Origin of the sequence: Vibrio intestinalis (genome assembly GCF_025195085.2) — a bacterium.
Taxonomy (GTDB): Bacteria; Pseudomonadota; Gammaproteobacteria; order Enterobacterales; family Vibrionaceae; genus Vibrio; species Vibrio intestinalis.
Window position 1 is genome coordinate 1 of sequence record NZ_JANAVY020000024.1, and the last position, 19,100, is coordinate 19,100.

General features: G+C 44.6%; 13 protein-coding genes. 4 read left to right on the forward strand and 9 right to left on the reverse strand.

Annotated features, from left to right (window positions below):
* Window positions 1-160: 160 nt before the first annotated feature.
* Window positions 161-1,186 (reverse strand): DUF2955 domain-containing protein, encoded by a 1,026-nt coding sequence (locus tag MU515_RS19260; RefSeq protein ID WP_260262028.1) that lies wholly within the window; start codon window positions 1,184-1,186, stop codon window positions 161-163.
* Between the two features lie 12 nt (window positions 1,187-1,198).
* Entirely contained in the window at window positions 1,199-2,248 is a 1,050-nt protein-coding gene (locus MU515_RS19265; RefSeq protein WP_260262029.1) for an HlyD family secretion protein, read from the reverse strand.
* A 108-nt stretch (window positions 2,249-2,356) separates the two neighbouring features.
* Here MU515_RS19265 and MU515_RS19270 point away from each other — a divergent pair, with 108 nt between their 5' ends.
* Window positions 2,357-3,244 (forward strand): LysR family transcriptional regulator, encoded by an 888-nt coding sequence (locus MU515_RS19270; protein ID WP_260262030.1) that lies wholly within the window; start codon window positions 2,357-2,359, stop codon window positions 3,242-3,244.
* A 55-nt stretch (window positions 3,245-3,299) separates the two neighbouring features.
* Here MU515_RS19270 and nagA read toward each other — a convergent pair whose 3' ends face one another.
* Both nagA and MU515_RS19280 read right to left on the reverse strand, forming a co-directional pair.
* Complete coding sequence (gene nagA, locus MU515_RS19275; protein WP_260262031.1) at window positions 3,300-4,436, reverse strand: N-acetylglucosamine-6-phosphate deacetylase; 1,137 nt, start codon at window positions 4,434-4,436, stop codon at window positions 3,300-3,302.
* A gap of 23 nt (window positions 4,437-4,459) precedes the next feature.
* Window positions 4,460-5,149: an N-acetylmannosamine-6-phosphate 2-epimerase gene (locus tag MU515_RS19280; protein ID WP_260262032.1), complete on the reverse strand. Its 690-nt coding sequence runs from the start codon at window positions 5,147-5,149 to the stop codon at window positions 4,460-4,462.
* Window positions 5,150-5,376: 227 nt separating this feature from the next.
* On the opposite strand from MU515_RS19280, the gene MU515_RS19285 reads away from it, so the two are divergent.
* The 3 genes from MU515_RS19285 (at window position 5,377) to MU515_RS19295 (ending at window position 10,329) form a co-directional block, all read left to right on the forward strand.
* Window positions 5,377-6,984, forward strand: coding sequence for a PTS transporter subunit EIIC (locus MU515_RS19285; RefSeq protein ID WP_260262033.1), 1,608 nt, complete (start codon window positions 5,377-5,379; stop codon window positions 6,982-6,984).
* Window positions 6,985-7,077: 93 nt separating this feature from the next.
* Window positions 7,078-7,926, forward strand: a complete 849-nt coding sequence (locus tag MU515_RS19290) for a MurR/RpiR family transcriptional regulator (RefSeq protein WP_260262034.1) — start codon at window positions 7,078-7,080, stop codon at window positions 7,924-7,926.
* Window positions 7,927-8,316: 390 nt separating this feature from the next.
* Window positions 8,317-10,329, forward strand: a complete 2,013-nt coding sequence (locus tag MU515_RS19295) for a BspA family leucine-rich repeat surface protein (RefSeq protein WP_260262035.1) — start codon at window positions 8,317-8,319, stop codon at window positions 10,327-10,329.
* A gap of 119 nt (window positions 10,330-10,448) precedes the next feature.
* Here MU515_RS19295 and MU515_RS19300 read toward each other — a convergent pair whose 3' ends face one another.
* From MU515_RS19300 to malT, 5 genes are all read right to left on the reverse strand, one after another.
* Window positions 10,449-11,090: an SGNH/GDSL hydrolase family protein gene (locus MU515_RS19300; RefSeq protein ID WP_260262036.1), complete on the reverse strand. Its 642-nt coding sequence runs from the start codon at window positions 11,088-11,090 to the stop codon at window positions 10,449-10,451.
* A gap of 214 nt (window positions 11,091-11,304) precedes the next feature.
* Window positions 11,305-13,665, reverse strand: coding sequence for a carboxypeptidase-like regulatory domain-containing protein (locus MU515_RS19305; RefSeq protein WP_260262037.1), 2,361 nt, complete (start codon window positions 13,663-13,665; stop codon window positions 11,305-11,307).
* Between the two features lie 231 nt (window positions 13,666-13,896).
* Window positions 13,897-14,553, reverse strand: coding sequence for an NAD(P)H-dependent oxidoreductase (locus MU515_RS19310; RefSeq protein ID WP_260262039.1), 657 nt, complete (start codon window positions 14,551-14,553; stop codon window positions 13,897-13,899).
* Window positions 14,554-14,711: 158 nt separating this feature from the next.
* Window positions 14,712-15,668, reverse strand: coding sequence for an acyltransferase family protein (locus MU515_RS19315; protein ID WP_260262040.1), 957 nt, complete (start codon window positions 15,666-15,668; stop codon window positions 14,712-14,714).
* A 361-nt stretch (window positions 15,669-16,029) separates the two neighbouring features.
* Window positions 16,030-18,738, reverse strand: a complete 2,709-nt coding sequence (malT, locus tag MU515_RS19320; RefSeq protein ID WP_260262042.1) for an HTH-type transcriptional regulator MalT — start codon at window positions 18,736-18,738, stop codon at window positions 16,030-16,032.
* Window positions 18,739-19,100 lie beyond the last annotated feature (362 nt).

Below are 19,100 nucleotides of genomic sequence, written 5' to 3' on the forward strand. Positions count from 1 at the left end.
AAGTTGGCTTTCTAAAGGCATAAAAAAATCCGATATTAGTTTCCTAATATCGGATTTTGAAGCTTTTTGAGGATCGGTCAAATGATCTCAAAAATTTCTTAACTGATCGGCATTACTCGCACATGCGAGGCTTTTTTATTGCTTGTTCGTTAGGTGGGTTCTAACTGTGAGAGGGTGATGTCTTCATTGTTTTGGGTTTACTAGCATAATGAGCGACCAAGCGGCACAGTGCGTAGAGTATCGCCAGCGTTACCATTAATTGCCAACCACGTAGGAAGGTACGTTCAAGCCCCAAATTCTGATGCGAGATATACAGCTGGATAGGCAACATAGTCGCCAGCAAAGCATCGGCATGAAGATCGCGCAGCTGTCTATCGGATTTCGTCATCATGGTGGCGATAACAAAAATTAAGCCCGCGAGCAGTAAGGTATAACTTCCCATTACATTTTGATGCCCCATCAGCAGCAAGCTAAATATCGCCGCAATGGCACAGCCGCCCACCTGAGTAATAAATCGACGCTCAACGACCTGTTTAAAAATTGTGATTTGGTTTTGTAACGCCGCCGCGATAACAGGTACCAAACAGAAGGTCGCAGAGAGCATTTCGACTTGCATTAGAAACCCGACACCTAGGCCAACCAAGCCGATGAATAGCAACCTTTGCTGCGCTGACACCGCTTTGTCTGCTGGTAGGTTTGGCTTACCTGCGCTCGGTATAGGAAAACAATACACAGCCAGCTTACAAACGAGAATAGTGATGGCCATCGAAATGAGAATTTCATGGATGCGCATCGCCATATCGGTACTAGAATGCTGAGCAAACACGACAATTAAAATCCAATTAAAGGTTGGCATTAGCATCGCCCCCATCTTAGCTGGAGAAGTCGCTTTTCGGCGCATGAAATCAAAGAAAAATAAGCTAATTGTCCAAATGATAAATGGATGGTCGCTAAATACTTCACTCACCACTGGGGCTGAACTGGCAGCAAGCAATGTTGGCATAAATGTGCGAATGAGTCCGCGCCAGCTATAGTCTTTACTCTTCGTCATGATGATGGTTGGGTAAAGAGCCAAGTAGACTGCTGAATCAAGTGCCAGCAGTTTGCCCAACATCATGCAGACAGTAATGGCGAGCGTGATTCTAATCGCTTCATTGTTCGGCGAAGGCTGAGTAAAACACTTCATGCTATTTCCGCTCTAGTATAGGTATCTGAACATAGAGACAAGGTGAATCCAGGCACTGCTGATTGGGCTTATCCAGCTTGAAGGATCGCTGACACTCACAGAGGCTCGCGCACCCGCAATTAGACTTGGATCCAGTGCCTCAACGGTGATACGCACGCGGATCTTCTGTTGATCGCGAATCCAGCGACTGTCGTTAATCACACTAGAGAGTTGGCCACTGCTATTGTCGGCATCATGGATGGCTCTCTCTTGGCTTTCGATGTGACCAATGAAAATCTGACCTGGTAAGGCATCAAAAGCGATTTTCACCTCACGCCCAGCCACTAAATGGGCCATACCTTTTTCGTTAAAGTCAGCGCTTAGCCATGTTTGAGCTTCATTGACTAACAGTAGAGCAGGCGAGCCCTGTGTGATATAGCTACCTTGCTGTAATTGCAGGTTAGTCACGACGCCATCTGTTTTTGCAACAATGCGAGTATGAGTCTCATCTAATTGCGCACTTGCCAGTTTTGCGTTGGCAAGTTGGATAGCGGCATTAGTCTCTGTTCCTGATAGCTGCGCTTCAATTCTTTCTATTTCAGCTTGTGCAACCGAAAAAGCGCTGCGAGCGACATCGACATTAGTCTTGGTGTCGTCGAGCTCCTGCGCCGTTGATAGCCCTTTTTTAAACATGGATTGCGCGCGCTGATAGCGACTGTTCTGATTGTCCAATTCAGCTTTGCGCTGGCCTAATGTTTGTTGCGCGGCAATCAGTTGTTGCTGAGTCGCTTTGTAGGACTCTTCCGCTTGCTTTAGCTCAGCTTGTGCTTGAACGACTTTGAGTTGATAGCTATCGGCGTTGATCGTGAACAGCAGATCTCCCTTTGATACCTTTTGACCGTTGCTGACAGAAACATGCTCAATCACGCCCGAAACTTCAGGGGCTATTGAGACGATATTACGATGCAAAGAGGCTTGGGTAGTAAACGGAGATAAATTATCTGAAGTAATCAGAAAAAGTGAAAAAACGGCGGTAATGCTTAAAACCGCGTAAAGGGTATATTGGTATATTTTTTCAGTCACAGTGTGTTCTCTTGCTCTGTATCGCTTCCTTGGATGTGAATGATTGGCTTTTGTTGATAAACACTATATAACCAAGCAATACTGAGAAAAATATGCGGTTTTAGAACTATGAATTCCATATTTGGAAATATTGACGATCTCTATTTGTTTTTTGCTGTGGTGGAAGCGGGGTCGTTGCAATCGGCTTCGACCCATTTAAAGCTGCCGATCTCGACCATGTCTCGTCGCTTATCGGCTTTAGAGGAAAGGCTAGACGTTCGCTTGCTTGAAAAGCAGGGCAGGGGGCTGGTGGCTACAGCGACGGGTCAAAGTGTGTTTGAGCAGTTCAAGAGCGGAATGGAGAGCATTGAAAACGCCTTTGAGCTACTGAGTGAAGATAGCCGAGAGGTGGTTGGCCATATCAAGCTCGCATTGCCGCATAATTTCTATCGCAGCTTTGTCGGCCAAGTGGTTGAAGAGTTTTTACAGCAATACCCGAAGGTGCGATTAGATCTGGTTCTCAGCCAAGAGCAGATGATTCCTCAAACTGATCGTGACTTGTTAATGACGTTTGATTTAACCGACATGCAGGGCATGATAGCAAGGCCATTATTTACAGCCGAACACGGATTTTATGCGAGCCCTAAATACGTTGAGCAACATGGACCATTTAAGCAAATCGACGATCTCACCCGCCAAGATTGGGTGTCGGTCGAACATATCAATGAAATGGCCATTTACCGTCAAGGTCAGTTAGTTGAGGCAATACCCATAACACCTAAGTTGGTGGTGAACGATATTTTAGCGGTCGTTGAAGCGGTAAAGAATGGCTTAGGCATCTCTTCGTTGCCACATAAACATGTCAGCCAAGGTTCACAACTCGTGCAAATACTGCCTGAGTATCATCGTAGCGCTCGACAGGCGTTCTTAGTGTACCGTGAGAGGAAATATCAACCTAAGGCGCTTAGGTTGCTTATTGAAGCGCTTTTAGCAGGTGTAGAGAGGATGGGAAGTTAACAATGAGCAACGCTCAGCTTAGTAGTGAAACCAAGCTGAGCGCTGTAGGAATGGTCTAGTAGTGGTAGAGATTGCCATCCACTAACACTGAGGCCGTATCGCCACTTTCAGTGAGGATCGTTGCCGATGGTCGATAACCTTGTTTTAGAAAGCCGAGTTGATCATCAAGCTTCATGGCTCGCGCAGGGTTGCTGCTTGCCATTTGATAAACGTGCGCAGCATCTACACCCCAATCGATGAGGTTTTTCACCGATTGCGCCATGGTAATGTGCGCGCCCGCTAAACTGCCTGCTTCATTCACCAATTTACCGTCTTTAACACGAATGGTTTGGCCATCGAGCACAAAGCTTTCATCTGGGTTGCCCACAGAGGCCATCGCATCAGTTACTAACACCATCTTGTCTTTTGGTTTGAGTTTGATCGCCATAAGCAAGTTTTGTGGATGAACGTGAATGCCATCGGCAATGTAAGATGCCCAGCGTTCATCATCGCTTAGTGCTACCCCAACTGCCCCTAATTCGCGGCCTGTTTGTGGTGACATGGCATTGTATAGGTGAGTAAAACCATTGATGCTTTCTCGTTTACCGATAAGATCTTGTTCGACAAGGTTGGTGTGGCCGGCGGCAATAATGGAGCCTTTATCAGACAGCCATTTGATTGATTCTGCCTCGACTTGCTCTGGCGCTAAGGTAATGAAGTTCACGCCGTTGCTTAACCAAGGGAAGGCTTCAAGCTGCTCAATGGTTGGGCTGTAGAAGTTGTTTTGATCGTGCGCACCCTTTTTCTCCGGGTTTAACCATGGGCCTTCTAAATGAATGCCCAGTAGCCCATCGATTTTTTGCTCCATCCCCGCAGAGATAGCGTCTAATGCGGCTGCCATCGCTGGTGGTTTTTCACTGACTAGGGTAGGGAGCAAGTACGCCGTCCCCCCTTGGCGATGCGCTTTTATGATAGTTTCAATGGCTGAGACTGATTGCTGGTCATTGAGCATCACACCGCCGCCGCCGTTCACTTGAATATCAATAAAGCCAGGAACAATCGTTGCCTTACCAAAGTCGACTCGCTCAATGTTAGCATCGAGCTGATCGATAGGAATGATGTCGACAATTTTAGTCTGATCAAACACTAACGCGTGTTGTTCTAAGTAGCGTTCACCGTCAAACAATGTGTGGGCGGTAATAGCTTTTAACATGAGGCTTTCCTTTTCTCTTCGGGCTATTTTTCTTTATCGGCAACGGCATCAAGATACCAAGAGGTTGCAACTTCAAGGCGGGTTAAGGCCGATCCTACAGTGACGGAAAGTGCGCCGGCTTGGATTGCTTGTTTACATAGCTCTGGAGAGTTAAATCGCCCTTCAGCCATGGTTAGGTAACCCGCTTGAGCAAATGCGGTCACAAGTGCCAAGTCTGGCTCTTCCGGTGTGACCGCGCCAGTGTAACCAGAAAGTGTTGAGCCAATCAATTCGATACCTTGCGAGTGCGCCCAAAAACCGTCTGCAAACTCTGCGCAATCTGCCATACCAATACAGCTTGATTGCACAATCGCATCGGCTATCGCTTGGCGGTTTTCTGGTCTGGCGCGATCGGTGGCATCAAACGCGATAATCGCCGCTCCGGCTTTTTCTAATGCTTTTACGTCATCAACAAAGGGGGTGATGCGTACTGGGCTGTCTTCTAGATCGCGCTTTACAATACCGATGATCGGTATCGAAACTGCCTTTGCTACAGCAGCAACGCGTTCAACACTTTCGATTCGTAAAGCGGGGGCGCCAGCCATTTCTGCGGCTTTAGCCATAGCCACAACAAACTCGGTAGTATCGAGTGGGCTTCCTTCAACTGGTTGAATTGAAACGACAATTGTGTTGGCCAGTTTTTTGGCCATTTCGGTGATATCCCAGTTCTTCATAACTCGCCTCTTACTATGATTTTTATTTTTAGAACTTGTTTGTGAGGCAGTTATACTCCTGAAAATTATCTCCATCCACAATAAAGAAAATATTTTTTACAGTGATCACAGATTTTCTTCATGGTGTTTGAAGGAAATTTTTATTGTGTTGATAATTGACTCGATTAAGGGAAGCTGCGTAGCGGTTTGAAATACAATATTAATAATTCAAAGGGTTTGGAGGATACATGAACAGTATCTTTTCTGTACTACAAAAAATCGGTCGGGCATTCATGTTGCCTATTGCGGTATTACCAATGGCGGGTATCTTGCTCGGGGTTGGTGGTGCATTTACCAGTGGGCCACTGATTGAAACCTACAACTTGACCTTCCTTGCGCCGGGAACTCTGGCTAACCAATTTTTGGTGCTTTGTTTCCAAGCGGGTCTATTCGTGTTTGTGAACTTACCTTTACTATTCGCAGTTGGTGTTGCGATTGGTATGGCAAACAACAATAAAGAAACGGCGGCACTTTCTGCGGTATTGGGCTTTTTGCTCTTTCATACCGTGATTGGCTCAGTGCTTGGTTTCCAAGGCTTATCACCAGATACCACTAGTGTAGAAGCGTTGATTGCGGCTGGTGCAAATGCCGATGAAGCGGTAGGTCTCGCCTCAATGTACACCAAAGAGCTCGGTATCTTTACTCTACAAACCGGTGTCTTCGGCGGTATTACGTGTGGCCTATTGTCAGCGTTTATCACCAACCGTTTTTCTAACGTGACGCTGCCTGATTACTTGGCGTTCTTTAGCGGCAACCGCTTAGTGCCAGTGATGACCATGTTGTTCTTTATTCCACTCGCATTCTTGTTCCCATTCATTTGGCCACCAATTTTTAAATCTATCGTTTTTGCTGGTGAAGCCTTCTCTGCAATGGGTTACATCGGAACCTTCTTCTACGGTTCATTGATGCGTCTATTGAACGTCTTTGGCTTGCACCATGCGATTTACCCACTGTTCTGGTACACCGAACTAGGTGGTGTACAAGAAGTGGCAGGTGAGATGGTTGCAGGTGGTCAGAAGATTTTCTTCGCTCAGCTAGCCGATCCTTCAACGGTTCACTTTAGCTCTGAAGCGACTCGCACAATGACAGGTGGCTTCCTACCAATGATGTTTGGTCTACCAGCTGCTGCTTTGGCTATGTACCGTTGTGCCGATGATAAGAACAAAGCAAAAGTAAAAGGCATCTTGTTCTCGGCGGCACTAACGTCGTTCCTGACAGGTATCACTGAGCCGCTAGAATTTACTTTCTTGTTCGTTGCACCTGTATTGTACGCAGTACATGCGGTACTCGAAGGTGTGGCTTACATGCTAATGCACATGCTTGACGTAGCGGTAGGGATTACCTTCTCTCGCGGTATCATCGACTTTACCTTCTTTGGTTTGTTGCAAGGTATGGAGAAGACTTCTTATCAATGGATTCTCATTCTTGGCCCTCTTTACTCAGTGATTTACTACTTCGTGTTTAGCTTTATGATTCGCAAGTTCAACTACTCAACACCGGGTCGTAACGATGCAGAGAGCAAGCTATACACGCGTAAAGATTACAACGGTAAAGAGAATGCGCTGATTGATGAAATCGTGACAAACTTAGGTGGCAAAGAGAATATTGCATCGATTGATGCTTGTATCACTCGCCTTCGTATCACGGTGAAAGACAGTGAACTGCCAGCAAGTGATGAAGTGTGGAAGTCACTTGATGCCAAAGGGGTGATTCGCTCAGGTAATGGTATCCAGTTGATATACGGCACTCAGGCGGAAACCTACAAGAACCAGATAATAGAAAAATATCAGTTATAACAGATAATTGAGATCAGAACCCAGCAAGCGCTGGGTTCTTGTTGTTTGAAATTACGTTATACTCCCAGCGTTAGTTACGGAATCAAGAGCACTATGAACGCACAACCTCAAGTTAATCTACTCTCGCGCCTTCGCTACGGCATGGAAGGTTACAGTCCTAAGTTAAAGACGGTGGCTGATTTTATCGTATCTAACGCTGATAGTGCTCAGTACTTTACTATCACTGAGTTAGCAAGAGATACCATGACCAGTGAAGCGACCGTGATTCGCTTGTGCCGAGACTTAGGTTTTAAAGGCTATTCTGATTTTCGTATGGCGTTGGCGATTGAAATAAGCCAACCACAAACTAAGAAAAGTAGCGATGTGCCAAAAGAAGATGGTGATCGAATTGATGATGCCACCCAAAGTGCCATTACCAGTTTGCAAGACACTAGTGCACTGATTGACCGCAAACAGATTGACCGTATTTGTCAGATGATTCACCAAGCTGACAACATCCACTGTGTTGGTGTTGGCGCATCTAGCATTGTAGGGCGTTATTTGTCGTTTCGGTTAACTAGAATTGGCAAAACCTCGACCATGTTTGAAGATACTCATATCGCCGCAATGCGTGCGATCAAATCGAAACCAAGTGATTTATGGTTTGCGATTTCAAGCTCTGGCTCCACCAAAGATGTCGTCTACGCAGCGACCCGAGCTAAGAGCCAGCAATCACCTGTAGTGAGTTTGACCAACATTCGCCATAGCCCGTTGTCGGTCTCTTCTGATGAGGTGCTAGTGGCAGCAAGACCTGAAGGTCCATTAACTGGCGGTGCATTTGCCTCTAAAGTCAGTGCCTTGCTATTGGTTGATATTCTGATTAATCAGCTGGTGGCAGAACATGAAGAGTACGCGGAATCTGTCAAAGATACCGCTGAAGTGACCATGGCTTTCATGGTTTAAACCTTTCCCTAATCTACGGCTTAGAACTTGCCACGTAATCAGACGTAAAAGCTAAGCCGCTATTTCTTGAGTTTTCTCACCAAAAAAAGCCCCGATAACGGGGTTTCTTAAAGGCAGTGAATTTGAGTTTTAAATTAAAGAACCGCTAGGGTGTCTTCCATCGCTAGGCGTGCTTTAGTTCAGTGTGATGCTTCTTTTGCATGCGGTCGGTTAATGTTGGTTTACTTCAACGTGTTCAAAGTGACTGGCCGAATGAACAACTGATACCAAACTGATACCATATTTATATAATATATCGTGCTATATTACGTCCAAATCTCACTGTTGCATCGCTTCGTTTGTAGCGCATGCAATAAGTATGACTCGTACTATTTAGTGCAAGGAAGACGTATGAATATCAAATACATTAGCTTGCTGTTGCCGATTATCACCTTAGCTGGGTGTGGCGGTAGCGATGGCGGCACAGCTGGCCCAGTTACCCAAGAAGAGTTAGCTAATCTTATCTCTAGCGGCAATCTTGAAGCGATTGAAAGCGCTGACACTTCACAAATCACCGACATATCTGGTTTGTTCGCAGGATCCGATTTAAACCCAGACCTATCGGGTTGGGACACCTCAAACGTAGTTGACATGAGTAGTATGTTTGCTGGTGCGACTAATTTTGATGGCGACCTATCTAGCTGGGATACTTCTAGCGTAACTGACATGAGTGGCATGTTTGCCGGCGCTCATAAATTTGATGGTGTGGCCGATGCTGATTTGGCATCCGCTAATTCGGCATCAACCTACTCTACCAGTAATCCCGACGCTTGCTCACTCTCTGAGTGGGATGTCACCAGTGTTACTGATATGAGCAACATGTTCGCTAATGCTAACCGATTTAACTGTGATCTCTACGGATGGGATACCGGTAGCGTGACCAATATGGAGCGTATGTTCTACAAAGCGCTTAAATTTAACCAGCCAGTTAGCCACTTTGATATGAGCAGGGTGCAAACCATCAAAGAGATGTTCACTGGTGCAGAGCGGTTTGACCAAGACCTAACCACTTGGGATACCTCAATAGATCCTACGATAGATGACAGTGCCTATGTCTCAGGCACCGCAATTGTTGATGTAAGCAAACTCGCTACGACGAAACACCAGGGGTTGTATCAAAACATTATTACTGCCCGTGTGTGCGATGATGAATACAATTGTGGCGCTGACTGGAGCTTTCTTGGTCATTATGATGGTTCCACGCTCACTTCCACCGCCTACCTCTTCGCAGATGCATTTTACTTTGACCAAGATGTCTCAGAATGGAAAACAGCTAAAATCACCAACATGGAGCGTATGTTTTATGAGGCATCGAGCTTCAATTGGGATATTTCTGGATGGGACATGTCAATGGTCACAAGCATCAAAGAGATGCTGACTGGAGCATGGGGTTTCAACCAAAACCTAACTGATTGGAATAAGACGATTTCTGCCACCATTGATGATAGCGCCTATATTTCAGGCACGGGCATTGCTGACTCAAACTATCTACCTGGCACTAAACACCGTGAGCTATACGCGGCAATTATTGATGCACAAATGAGTGGCGATTGGACCTTTGTTAAAGGTTATGATGTGAGCGAGCTTACATCAATGGCCTATATGTTCGATTCGTATATAAATACTAGTGACTTCAACGGTGATATTTCTGGATGGGATACCAGTCGAGTCACAAATATGAGTATGATGTTTTTCTTTGCTACTATTTTCAACGGTGATATTTCTGCTTGGGACACCAGCAACGTGACGGATATGAGTGGCATGTTCTACGGGGCGATGGCATTTGACCGGCCACTTGATTTGGATACCAGCCAAGTGACTAATATGAGCATGATGTTTTATGACGCTCTTGCATTTAATGGTGATATTTCTAACTGGGATACAAGCAACGTGACCAATATGAGTAGAATGTTCCATCGCTTTCCTATGGGGCAGGCAAGTGCATTTAACGGTGATATTTCTAACTGGGACACTAGTAGTGTGAAGGACATGAGCCAGATGTTTCAAGACGCAGACGTATTTAACCAGCCACTGAACTGGGATACCAGCAGCGTGACGGATATGAGTGGAATGTTTGCTGGAGCAGATGCATTTGACCAACCACTGAACTGGGATACCAGCAGCGTGACGGATATGAATGGAATGTTTGGCGATGCTATCGCATTTAACCACCCATTCGGTGATAAATGGGATACTAGCAACGTAACTGACATGGAATACATGTTCTATGATGCAGCCGATTTTGACCAAGATATCTCTGACTGGAATGTGGGGAAGGTAAACAAGTACTCAAACTTCTACACAGGTGCAGGATTTAGCGACCCAGCGAAACAAGTGCCAGCGAAGTTTTATGTAGCGCCTTAACTTTGCTGATGTCTCGATAAAACGATCACTTAAACACAACAAGAGCCAGCGAAATGCTGGCTCTTTGCGTTATTAATTCTGCTATCTGTTTTCGATACTTTTGGCAAAGATAGGGCAATTTACAGTGTGAATTTTGATTGCTTGTTGATCATGTCTAACACGGGTTTGGCGATTGCATCAGCAAACCGATGGTGATGCTCTGCATGCCAGTGAATCCCCTCTTGTGGGCTTGATTCAGCGGCAAGCGCCGCATTGAAGTAACGCACATCCAGCTCTGCCGCGCGCACTTGGTAGTGCTTATCGAGTTGCTGGGATTTTTCTGCACCGCCCTCAAAACCGGTTTGGGCAAAACCTACCTCATAGATTGGCGGAGGGCATACCAGCAGTACGTGCTCACTCGGGCTGGCTGGTTTTGTGTTGTGCAGTGCTTGTTTTACCAGTTGCGCAGCGCCTTGAGAAATCTCTGCAGCGGTTAAATTGAGCTGGCTTTGTAGATCGTTTGTGCCGAGCATGATGATGACAATATTCGGTTGGTACTTGTCTAAACACGATAAAAAGTCGCCCAAACCGGATTGTGGATTATGGATAGACTGGTGAAAACCGGTTGTTCTTCCCGGTAGCCCCTCTTCAATCACTTGCCAGCCTTGTGGCAGTTGTTTAGCAAGCAAAGATGTCCAACGTATCGATGTTTGGTAGCGCCCGCCAGAGAGTGGTACGTAACCCCATGTATTGGAGTCGCCAAAGCAGAGTATGGATTTCATGGAGTGAATCATGGTTGCGATAGTGAGCTGATACAATAAGGTAATTTGCGCTGTATGCCTAGCTCTCGCTCTAGATCAAAAAAAGCCCCGATAATGGGGCTTCAAACTACTGATTAAGGGGATAGAAATATGGGATATGCATTGTGCTGCAAAAATCTTCCCTCAACATTACGAACTTGAAATGGTAACAAAGAGCTTTAGGCACCATTTTTGATTATGGATTCGGCGTAAATGTCAGCTCTTGCGTAAATACAGGGGTATCGATGAAAATATTTTGCCCCCAATCCCATGCACTTAAAGTTGCGTTGATGGAATCATTAGCGTTGATATCTGTAATCTTAATGACAGCCGAAATCACACGTTCTTCTACATCCCATTCTTTGCCCGTTGCGTTGCAATTGACGTTGAAGTAGAGATCACCTGCTGGTTCGAAGGTGAGATCTAACGATGCTGAATTTACTGTCGTGATGTAGTCGCGGTAGCCAAAGTCACAGCTAGTGCTATCAGGAATATTGAGTTCTTTATTAAATGAAAAACTACCATCTTGTTTAAAGATACTTGATAACAATGCGGTTAGTTTGTCCTTGTCTAATTTTGGCTCTGCGGAGCTGTCTAAGACAGGTTCTGTAGATATGACATTCCAAGTTATGTTTGAATTAAATACATTACTTGTAAATGCTTTGCGGTGTTCTTGGCTACCGTTGACTTCAGTTGTCATATCTGTCGCGAATGATGTGCTATTTAAACCGCTGATAGTATATTCAATACTTACGTCTAAAAATGGACTATTTTCATTTGTTGGAGATGTATCAGAAGCACCTTCAAAGTGATTTATATCTACTTGAGCTGTAAGCGTTGTGTTGTCAGTGCTCAATTGAATATTCTGATTAATTAATTCAACTTTTTGATTGTTGTTGAGATAAGGAAGATTCGTTTCGATAAAGTTACCGTTGAATAGCTCTAAATGAGAAACATCCATTAAGTAGTGTTGCTCGCTGATGCTTTTTCCATCTCGAGAATCGTAACTACGATGAACAAAACTACTCGTTCTGCTTTTCCAATTGGAAGGGTTTACTTGGTCGAAATAGCGCAGTGAGCTAAGGCCAAAGTCCAACTCTGGCGTATAGTTACCCCACTGTGGATTATGTTGTTGCTTAAGTTCGGTATTGTCAGTAAAACTGGTATTTGTCTCTACTGAATTGAACACATTTTTAGGTGGATTTAGGGTGTTAAATGTTTTTGCACTCCAATCTTTTTTCTTGGTGGTAGAGAAAGTTCCGTCTTTCGCGGTAGAGCTTTCACGTTCTTCATAGTGGTATGGCTTTTCTAAATTACTTAAAGTCCAATCGTTATAGTCGTCTGTAGGATCACTTGGAGTACTATTGTTTAGCTTGTTAGGGCCAAAGAATTGGACTTTTTCACTTGATACTGATCGGTTGTCAAATTCATTTTTCTCGAAGAAATCGATACAGTTATTCAGTTTGACAGATTCACCACGTTCAATCTGACTCAAAGTTTTAGCTAGTTCACCCTCTGGACAGTCATATTTGCGATTATAATCATCCCACCCATGCCAGCCACTTTCGTCATAAACTGTGTAGCCATTGCTTAGTGTTTTATTGTCGTTAAAGTCCAAGCGACGAATCAATTCTCCAACAAAGTTAAAAGGTTCATGACCAGTAATTGGGCTAGTATTTTGATATGAGGAATAATCATATTTCCAAATAGTTTCAATTTGCTGTTGAGTTTCTGTGAGCCATGTTTTCTTCTCTCTGAACCAGTTAAACACTGTAGTTTCAACATCAGAACGATCGTCAGGGTTAGCCTTCCAATAAGTTTTTTCAACCTCTGTATAGTCATGGCCGTTTGAGTCTGTACAGTTTTGAATGGTACCTTCGTACTTAACGAAAATCAGCTCGCCCAAATGATGGTTATAGCTATATTCGAATCCAACTAATGCTTGACCGGTACAGCCGGGTGCTAAGTTTAAGTTGGCTGTCGCCTCTGCTTGTAGAGTCAGCTCATCATTAGCCATCTGGGCCGTTTGAATGAGCGATGAATCGTTTTCTTGAATGTAGTTGCTATTTAAATCTTGCACGTTAATTTGCAAGTTTTCAGCGATAGTGATTTTGGCATCCGCAACTATAGCGTCGGTTGTTTCGACAGGATTGAGAAAACGTACTTCATCGACAATTTTGGTCGTGAGCGGTGAAACGAGAGTATCTGCTTCTACGAAAGCCGCGTAAGTAACCTCTGCTTGCGTTGCAGATATCGAAGTAGTTGGTGATAAAGGGGTAACTGAAATCGTTGGTTTCACCAAACTTTGGTATCTATCTTCTGCAATGTTTAACGTATATTGACCATTCACGTCTGTAGTAGTTTTGAATGACTCCTGTGAACATTCAGAGAATAGGTCATCGACGAGACATACGGTCGCATTTGCAAGAACATCGTTTGATGATATTGCAGTACCAGAAATAGTAATCTGCGTCTGATTTGGTTCATTTGATGTGCTGTCTGAACCGCACCCCGCTAGAGAAAGTGCTATGGCAGAGTAAATAAGAGAATGTTTCATATCAGTATCTCAAGGAATAAGTTAGGTAGGACTTTAAACAGAACGTCATGCGCATATTTTGGTGTGAGTCACAAAATTTGGATCGGGTTCAGAGTTTTTGCGTCTTGAGATGATGGATGTGTAAGTTGCGGGGCGGGTGAGTAAGTAAACAGTTGAAGAGCGATGTCTCTGCGCCAACAAAAAAAGCCCCGATAACGGGGCTTCTCAAAGGCAGTGAATTTGAGTTTTAAATTAAAGAACCGCTAGGATGTCTTCCATCGCTAGGCGTGCTTTAGGTAGGCCGTGGTTGTAGTCTTCACCATCTTTGTGGTAACCCATCGCTAATGCAACGTCACATACGTAACCGTCTAACTCATCTTTGAAAAGCTCACCAAGCAATTCTGAATCAACGCCTTCCATCGTAGTAGAATCAATGCCTAGACGCGCAAGAACGTGCAGCGTGTTACCTAGCGCAAGGTAAGTTTGTGCTTTAGTCCAGTTGCCGTTGTAACCTGTTTCGTCAGTGTTAGCTTCTGCAAAAGCGTATGCGCCCATGAACATGTCGTACATATCTGCTGGCAGGTGACCAGAAGAAACTTCAGCGTCCACGCGTTTTGCAAATTTTTCTTTGGTTAGCTTTGGATCGTATGCAAATAGAATCGTGTGTGATGCTTCTTTTGCATGCGGTTGGTTAAACTGGTGTTTGTTAGCAAAGCTATCGTGGAATTTTTGTTTTGCTTCGTCGCTTTCAATCACAATGAATTTCCAAGGCTGTGAGTTGATAGAAGAAGCTGATAAACGGATTGCTTGATAGATAACATCAAGGTCTGCCTGAGGGATACGCTTGGTTGCGTCGTAGCGTTTAGCAGTGTAACGAGATTCTAGGTCAGCAATAATTGGATGAGTCATTTTCGTACCCTTTATGATTGTTAGATGGCATTTGCCGTTTCGATGCAGGCATTCTAACGAGCGGGTCTGAAAGGAAAAACTAGCGATTGATTGAAACATTATCAATGGAATATTGATAATCAAGCGAAGCCGTACTCCACTTGATTATCAGCCTGTATTTAGAGGATAAATTTCACTTTCTTTTGCAACATCATTAATGGTAGAGCGAACAATACCGTCAACAGCGCAGTAATGATTGCTAAGGTATTGAGATTGAAATGGAAGAAATGGCCGCTGAACTTAATCCAAAAAGGATGAGTAAAGTAAATGGCGCTCGACAATACGGTGAAAAATGAATGATGAGTACTCAGTTTACTTGATGCAGCAAGTAAGAAAATTGCCGGACAAACAAGTATCAGAGATGCGATGTTATCAAATCCTTTCGGTTCGAGCGTATAGCGAAAGTAATACCAAGATTCGGCAAGCAGAAGGCCAATACCCAAGATGGCCGCCAAGCCAAAATAGTATCGCGGAAGCGCTTGGGCGATGTTAAATCGTCGAATGAGATGACCAAGGAAAAAGAACGGAAAACCTAAAAATAGGAAGTTGCGGTGAGTGTGTGAGCTGCTGGCTAATTGAGCTAACAGTGGGTGTTCAAACCAATGGTATGCCCCTGCGTATTGAATTGAAACTCCGATACTAAACAATACAAAAGCGACCACTGCACCAAGCTGCGGTTGGTTACGCAGCAAGTAACAAATCACGCCTGCACCTAACATCGCGGGCAAGTACCAAAGGTGCATGTAGCCAAATAGGCAAATTCTAATCAGGTAGGCGATATAGCCGAGGGTGATCGGCTGCGGGTAGAGCCAAAAGTAGACGTAAAATAATGTCCAGAATAGATAAAGGATCATGAGTCTTTTTACCCATTTGAACAAGTTTTGCGTCGTGGTTATTTGGCTAAAATAAAATCCGCCAATTAAAAAGAAAATCGGTACTGCAATACGAAATAGCCCTTGAGTGGTGAGAATGTAGCTGGCTATGTGAGTGTCAGAAAAAATCTTACAGTGTATTCCAACAACCATTAACGCCAAGATAACCTTGAGGCAGTCCAGTGCGAGATTTCGAGTGTTCATCGAGTCCATCCTGTTCGAAAAATCTCGAATATGTCATTGCAATAATCGAGATACAATGGATGGTTTTTTGTACGGTTTTAAGTCCCATTTTTCTATAAACCAATGGCTTATAAGCAATTTAACTTTTATCTAATCTGGCGATAGAAAAGCGGATCGATACAAGGTCTTTAGTGCTAGGTTTCTGCTTTGGTAGAAAAGTGAGATGGACGTTGGCAATACCGCTCACTCTAAATAATGATTTTTCACAGGTTGTGATTAAGGCGAGCTATTTGATGATTTTCATCAGGCCATGAGCGAACAATTTACAGTGTGAATTGAAAAGAGCAGCGCGATGGCTGCTCTTTTAATCTGATAGATGGGGTTAGTAGCCCATCAGTTTTAGCAAATCTTCAGCGGTACTGATTGCTTCTTTGCGGTTTGCAATATTGAGCTTTTGATACAAGTTGCGAATGTGAGTCTTGATGGTGGTGGCGGCCACATCCAACTCTTGCGCGATTTGTTCATTACTAAAGCCTGAATAGATCAGACCAAGTACCTGCCATTCACGTTGAGTTAGTGGGCTAGTGCGCACAAGCTCAGGAATGTTAGGGTGGTTGACCAATTTCTCGACAAACTCTTCGTCAAAGTGCACTGAGCGGCTACGTTGCGTGGTAGAGATATCTCTCATGAGCTGCTGCGCTCGGTGGCGTTCTAAATCACCGAGTTCAGACTTGTTGCTGATCTTTTCTAATAGATGGCCAATACGCGCGCCATCGACCAAGTAGTTGCCCAAAATGCCGGTTTGATTGGTTAGCTCAAGAGCGTCTTTAAGCATCTGCTTAGCCACGTCATCTTGTTTGAGCTCTTTGGCTAATACTGCTTGCACAATCATGTTGCGGTTGGTGTCGGTAATCAATTGGTTTTGATCGGCTTGCTGTTGCAAGAAACTCAAGGTTTGCTGCGCGTCGTCAAATAGACCAAGATTGATTTGCGCACGAGCAATATTGCGCCATTGCAACTGAGTAAAGTGGTTACAGGCTTTTTCTGGTCGCGTTGCTGTGTTTAGCCATTGATCGATGGCATCAGTATTACCGCGCGCTTGCCAGTAGAGAATCTGTGAAAGTGACGCATTGGCCGTCCAATCGACGTGATAGGTCGATTGTTTCATCAGATGATCGATATGATTAATGAACTTGGCAGCTTTATCGAGTTCGCCACGGCCAATCGCAATACGTGCCAACATCGAGTAGCAATGTAAGTGCTTACTTGGATCATGTTTACCAAGTACATCCAATCCTTTATACACGCACTCTTCTGCTTCATCTAATCGGTTCCAGAACCAGAAAATCTGCGCGCGAATACGTAGCAAGAATTCGTGTAAAGGCACTTGATGAAGCTGCTGTTCGTCGATCAATTTAAAGGCATTTTCTTGCACTTCAAAAGCGGCTTGAACATAACCTTGAGCAATTAAAATTTCGCTTTGTTGCAACATCGCCCATAGCGCTTGATGGTGCACTTGATACTGACGCGCCAGCTTTTCTGTTTGCTGCATCATCGGTAATGCGCGGCTTAAGTTACCCAGCACGTGGTTTACTTCACCAACGACCGATGTGGCGACGATGCGGCTATGGTAAACCGTGCTGTCCATTTGGCTTAGCGCCAACTCCGCCAATTCAAGCGCTTGTTCCGGCTCGTTTTGGTTGATGGCCACTTGAGCGCGCAACGCATTGAACTCACCTTGCTCAATGGTGGATAGCTTCACATTGAGGCGGTCCATCTCTTCTGCGGCTTTTTTGAGAAGATCACCCACATCATCATAGCGGTGCTGGCTTTGGGCAAGCCACGCTTGCAGCATGCACAGTTTCGGCGCGCTGTAGAGCTGTTCATTAGATAGAGAGCAGATGGCTCTTTCTAAGACGCTTAGCTCACCGTTGTTAAACATGCGCCAACCGTATTGGTGCAATATGTCTGCGGTTAATTGGCTATTGCCCGATTTCTGTGCGTGAGACAGCGCTTGCTGTGGCACAGATTGGCTCAGCCAAGCACGAGCGGCCATTTCATGTAGGTTTTGCTCTTGCAATGGAATGCGAGCTTGGCGCTCATGAGCAAGAAACTCTGCAAATAGATTGTGGAAGCGATACCAGTTTTGCTCACCTTCCAGCGGATGAATAAACAAACCATAACGGTTAAGCGATTCAATCATACCCAACGCATCTTCTCGCTGAGTTAAGGCGCTGACTAGTGCATCATTAAAGTGATCAAGCACTGAACATTGCAGTAAAAATAGGCGGGTTTCTTGGTCGAGCAAATCAAACACTTCTTCGACTAGATAATCCCATAAATGTGCGTGATTGAACTGTGAGACCGACTCTGCCGATTGCTGTAACGTTTTGTTTTGATGTTGAGCTTGCAGCGCGATCAGTTGCAGCGCAGAAGGCCAGCCCTCGACGTAATTGCACAGATTGCCGGCAATTTCTTCGTCAATACCATCAGTGATGCGTTGATTGAAGAATCGCGTCGTTTCTTCGCCATCAAACGCCAGTAGGTCGTTGCCAATTTCAATCATTAAATCACGCACACGCAAGTTCGCGGTGCCAAGCGGCGGTGCAGAACGGCTAGTAACAACCAGCGTGAGGTTGTCTGGCATGTGTTTAAGGAAAAAGCGCATCGCTTCATGAATTTCATCGTCATTGATCAGATGGTAATCATCAAGCACAAGGAAGCACTCTTTGTGGAAGCATGACATCTCTGCAAATACTTCACTAAATAGGCTTCGTAATGAAGAAAATTGGCGTTTTTCGGCTAATTTCAAGGCATTTGGGCACGCGTTGTCGCACGCTTTGTTTAGCGCTTGAAGTAGATAGTTAATAAATCGGAAAGCATCGTTGTCGCTGTCATCAATGCTGTACCAACCGACATTAGGTTTGTCAGCTAGCCATTGCGCAGCCATTGTTGTTTTTCCATACCCCGCAGGAGAGCGAAATAGAACCAGTTTGTAAAAAGGCGCTTGTTGCAGCAAATCAAGCACTCTTGGACGGACGATTGCATTGTGCAGACGACCGGGACGTGTCAATTTAGAAGGAATCCACATCGTATTTATATCCTCGATACCAATCCCAATGGTTGGGGGAGTTGGTTCTTTACCCGTCTTACCCCATGTCCATTTTTATTATGTAATGTTGGACATATCAGGGTCATATTGATGATTAAAATCATCGGTATTTATGCAATGTTACTGCTGAATTATTTTTCTCCGAGTGATAAGAGGTCAGACTTTTGAACAATTCACATTTTACGGCTAACTACGCCCCAAAAGTGTGATGGCGATCTTTTATTTGTTGCTTTTTTAACCTCTTCACATGCGAGCCTCCTACCAAATACACTGCAACTTGTTAACTAGCTTCCAAAGTTATGTGACCAGATGAGCATATTTGTAATCTGATGAAATTATCT

Coding starts and splice junctions, on each gene's coding strand:
- MU515_RS19280 (WP_260262032.1), bottom strand. CDS start 5,149: ATGAAGAACTGGGATATCACCGAAATGGCCAAAAAACTGGCCAACACA.
- MU515_RS19295 (WP_260262035.1), top strand. CDS start 8,317: ATGAATATCAAATACATTAGCTTGCTGTTGCCGATTATCACCTTAGCT.
- malT (WP_260262042.1), bottom strand. CDS start 18,738: ATGTGGATTCCTTCTAAATTGACACGTCCCGGTCGTCTGCACAATGCA.
- MU515_RS19270 (WP_260262030.1), top strand. CDS start 2,357: ATGAATTCCATATTTGGAAATATTGACGATCTCTATTTGTTTTTTGCT.
- MU515_RS19310 (WP_260262039.1), bottom strand. CDS start 14,553: ATGACTCATCCAATTATTGCTGACCTAGAATCTCGTTACACTGCTAAA.
- MU515_RS19260 (WP_260262028.1), bottom strand. CDS start 1,186: ATGAAGTGTTTTACTCAGCCTTCGCCGAACAATGAAGCGATTAGAATC.
- MU515_RS19300 (WP_260262036.1), bottom strand. CDS start 11,090: ATGAAATCCATACTCTGCTTTGGCGACTCCAATACATGGGGTTACGTA.
- MU515_RS19285 (WP_260262033.1), top strand. CDS start 5,377: ATGAACAGTATCTTTTCTGTACTACAAAAAATCGGTCGGGCATTCATG.
- MU515_RS19305 (WP_260262037.1), bottom strand. CDS start 13,665: ATGAAACATTCTCTTATTTACTCTGCCATAGCACTTTCTCTAGCGGGG.
- MU515_RS19315 (WP_260262040.1), bottom strand. CDS start 15,668: ATGAACACTCGAAATCTCGCACTGGACTGCCTCAAGGTTATCTTGGCG.
- MU515_RS19290 (WP_260262034.1), top strand. CDS start 7,078: ATGAACGCACAACCTCAAGTTAATCTACTCTCGCGCCTTCGCTACGGC.
- nagA (WP_260262031.1), bottom strand. CDS start 4,436: ATGTTAAAAGCTATTACCGCCCACACATTGTTTGACGGTGAACGCTAC.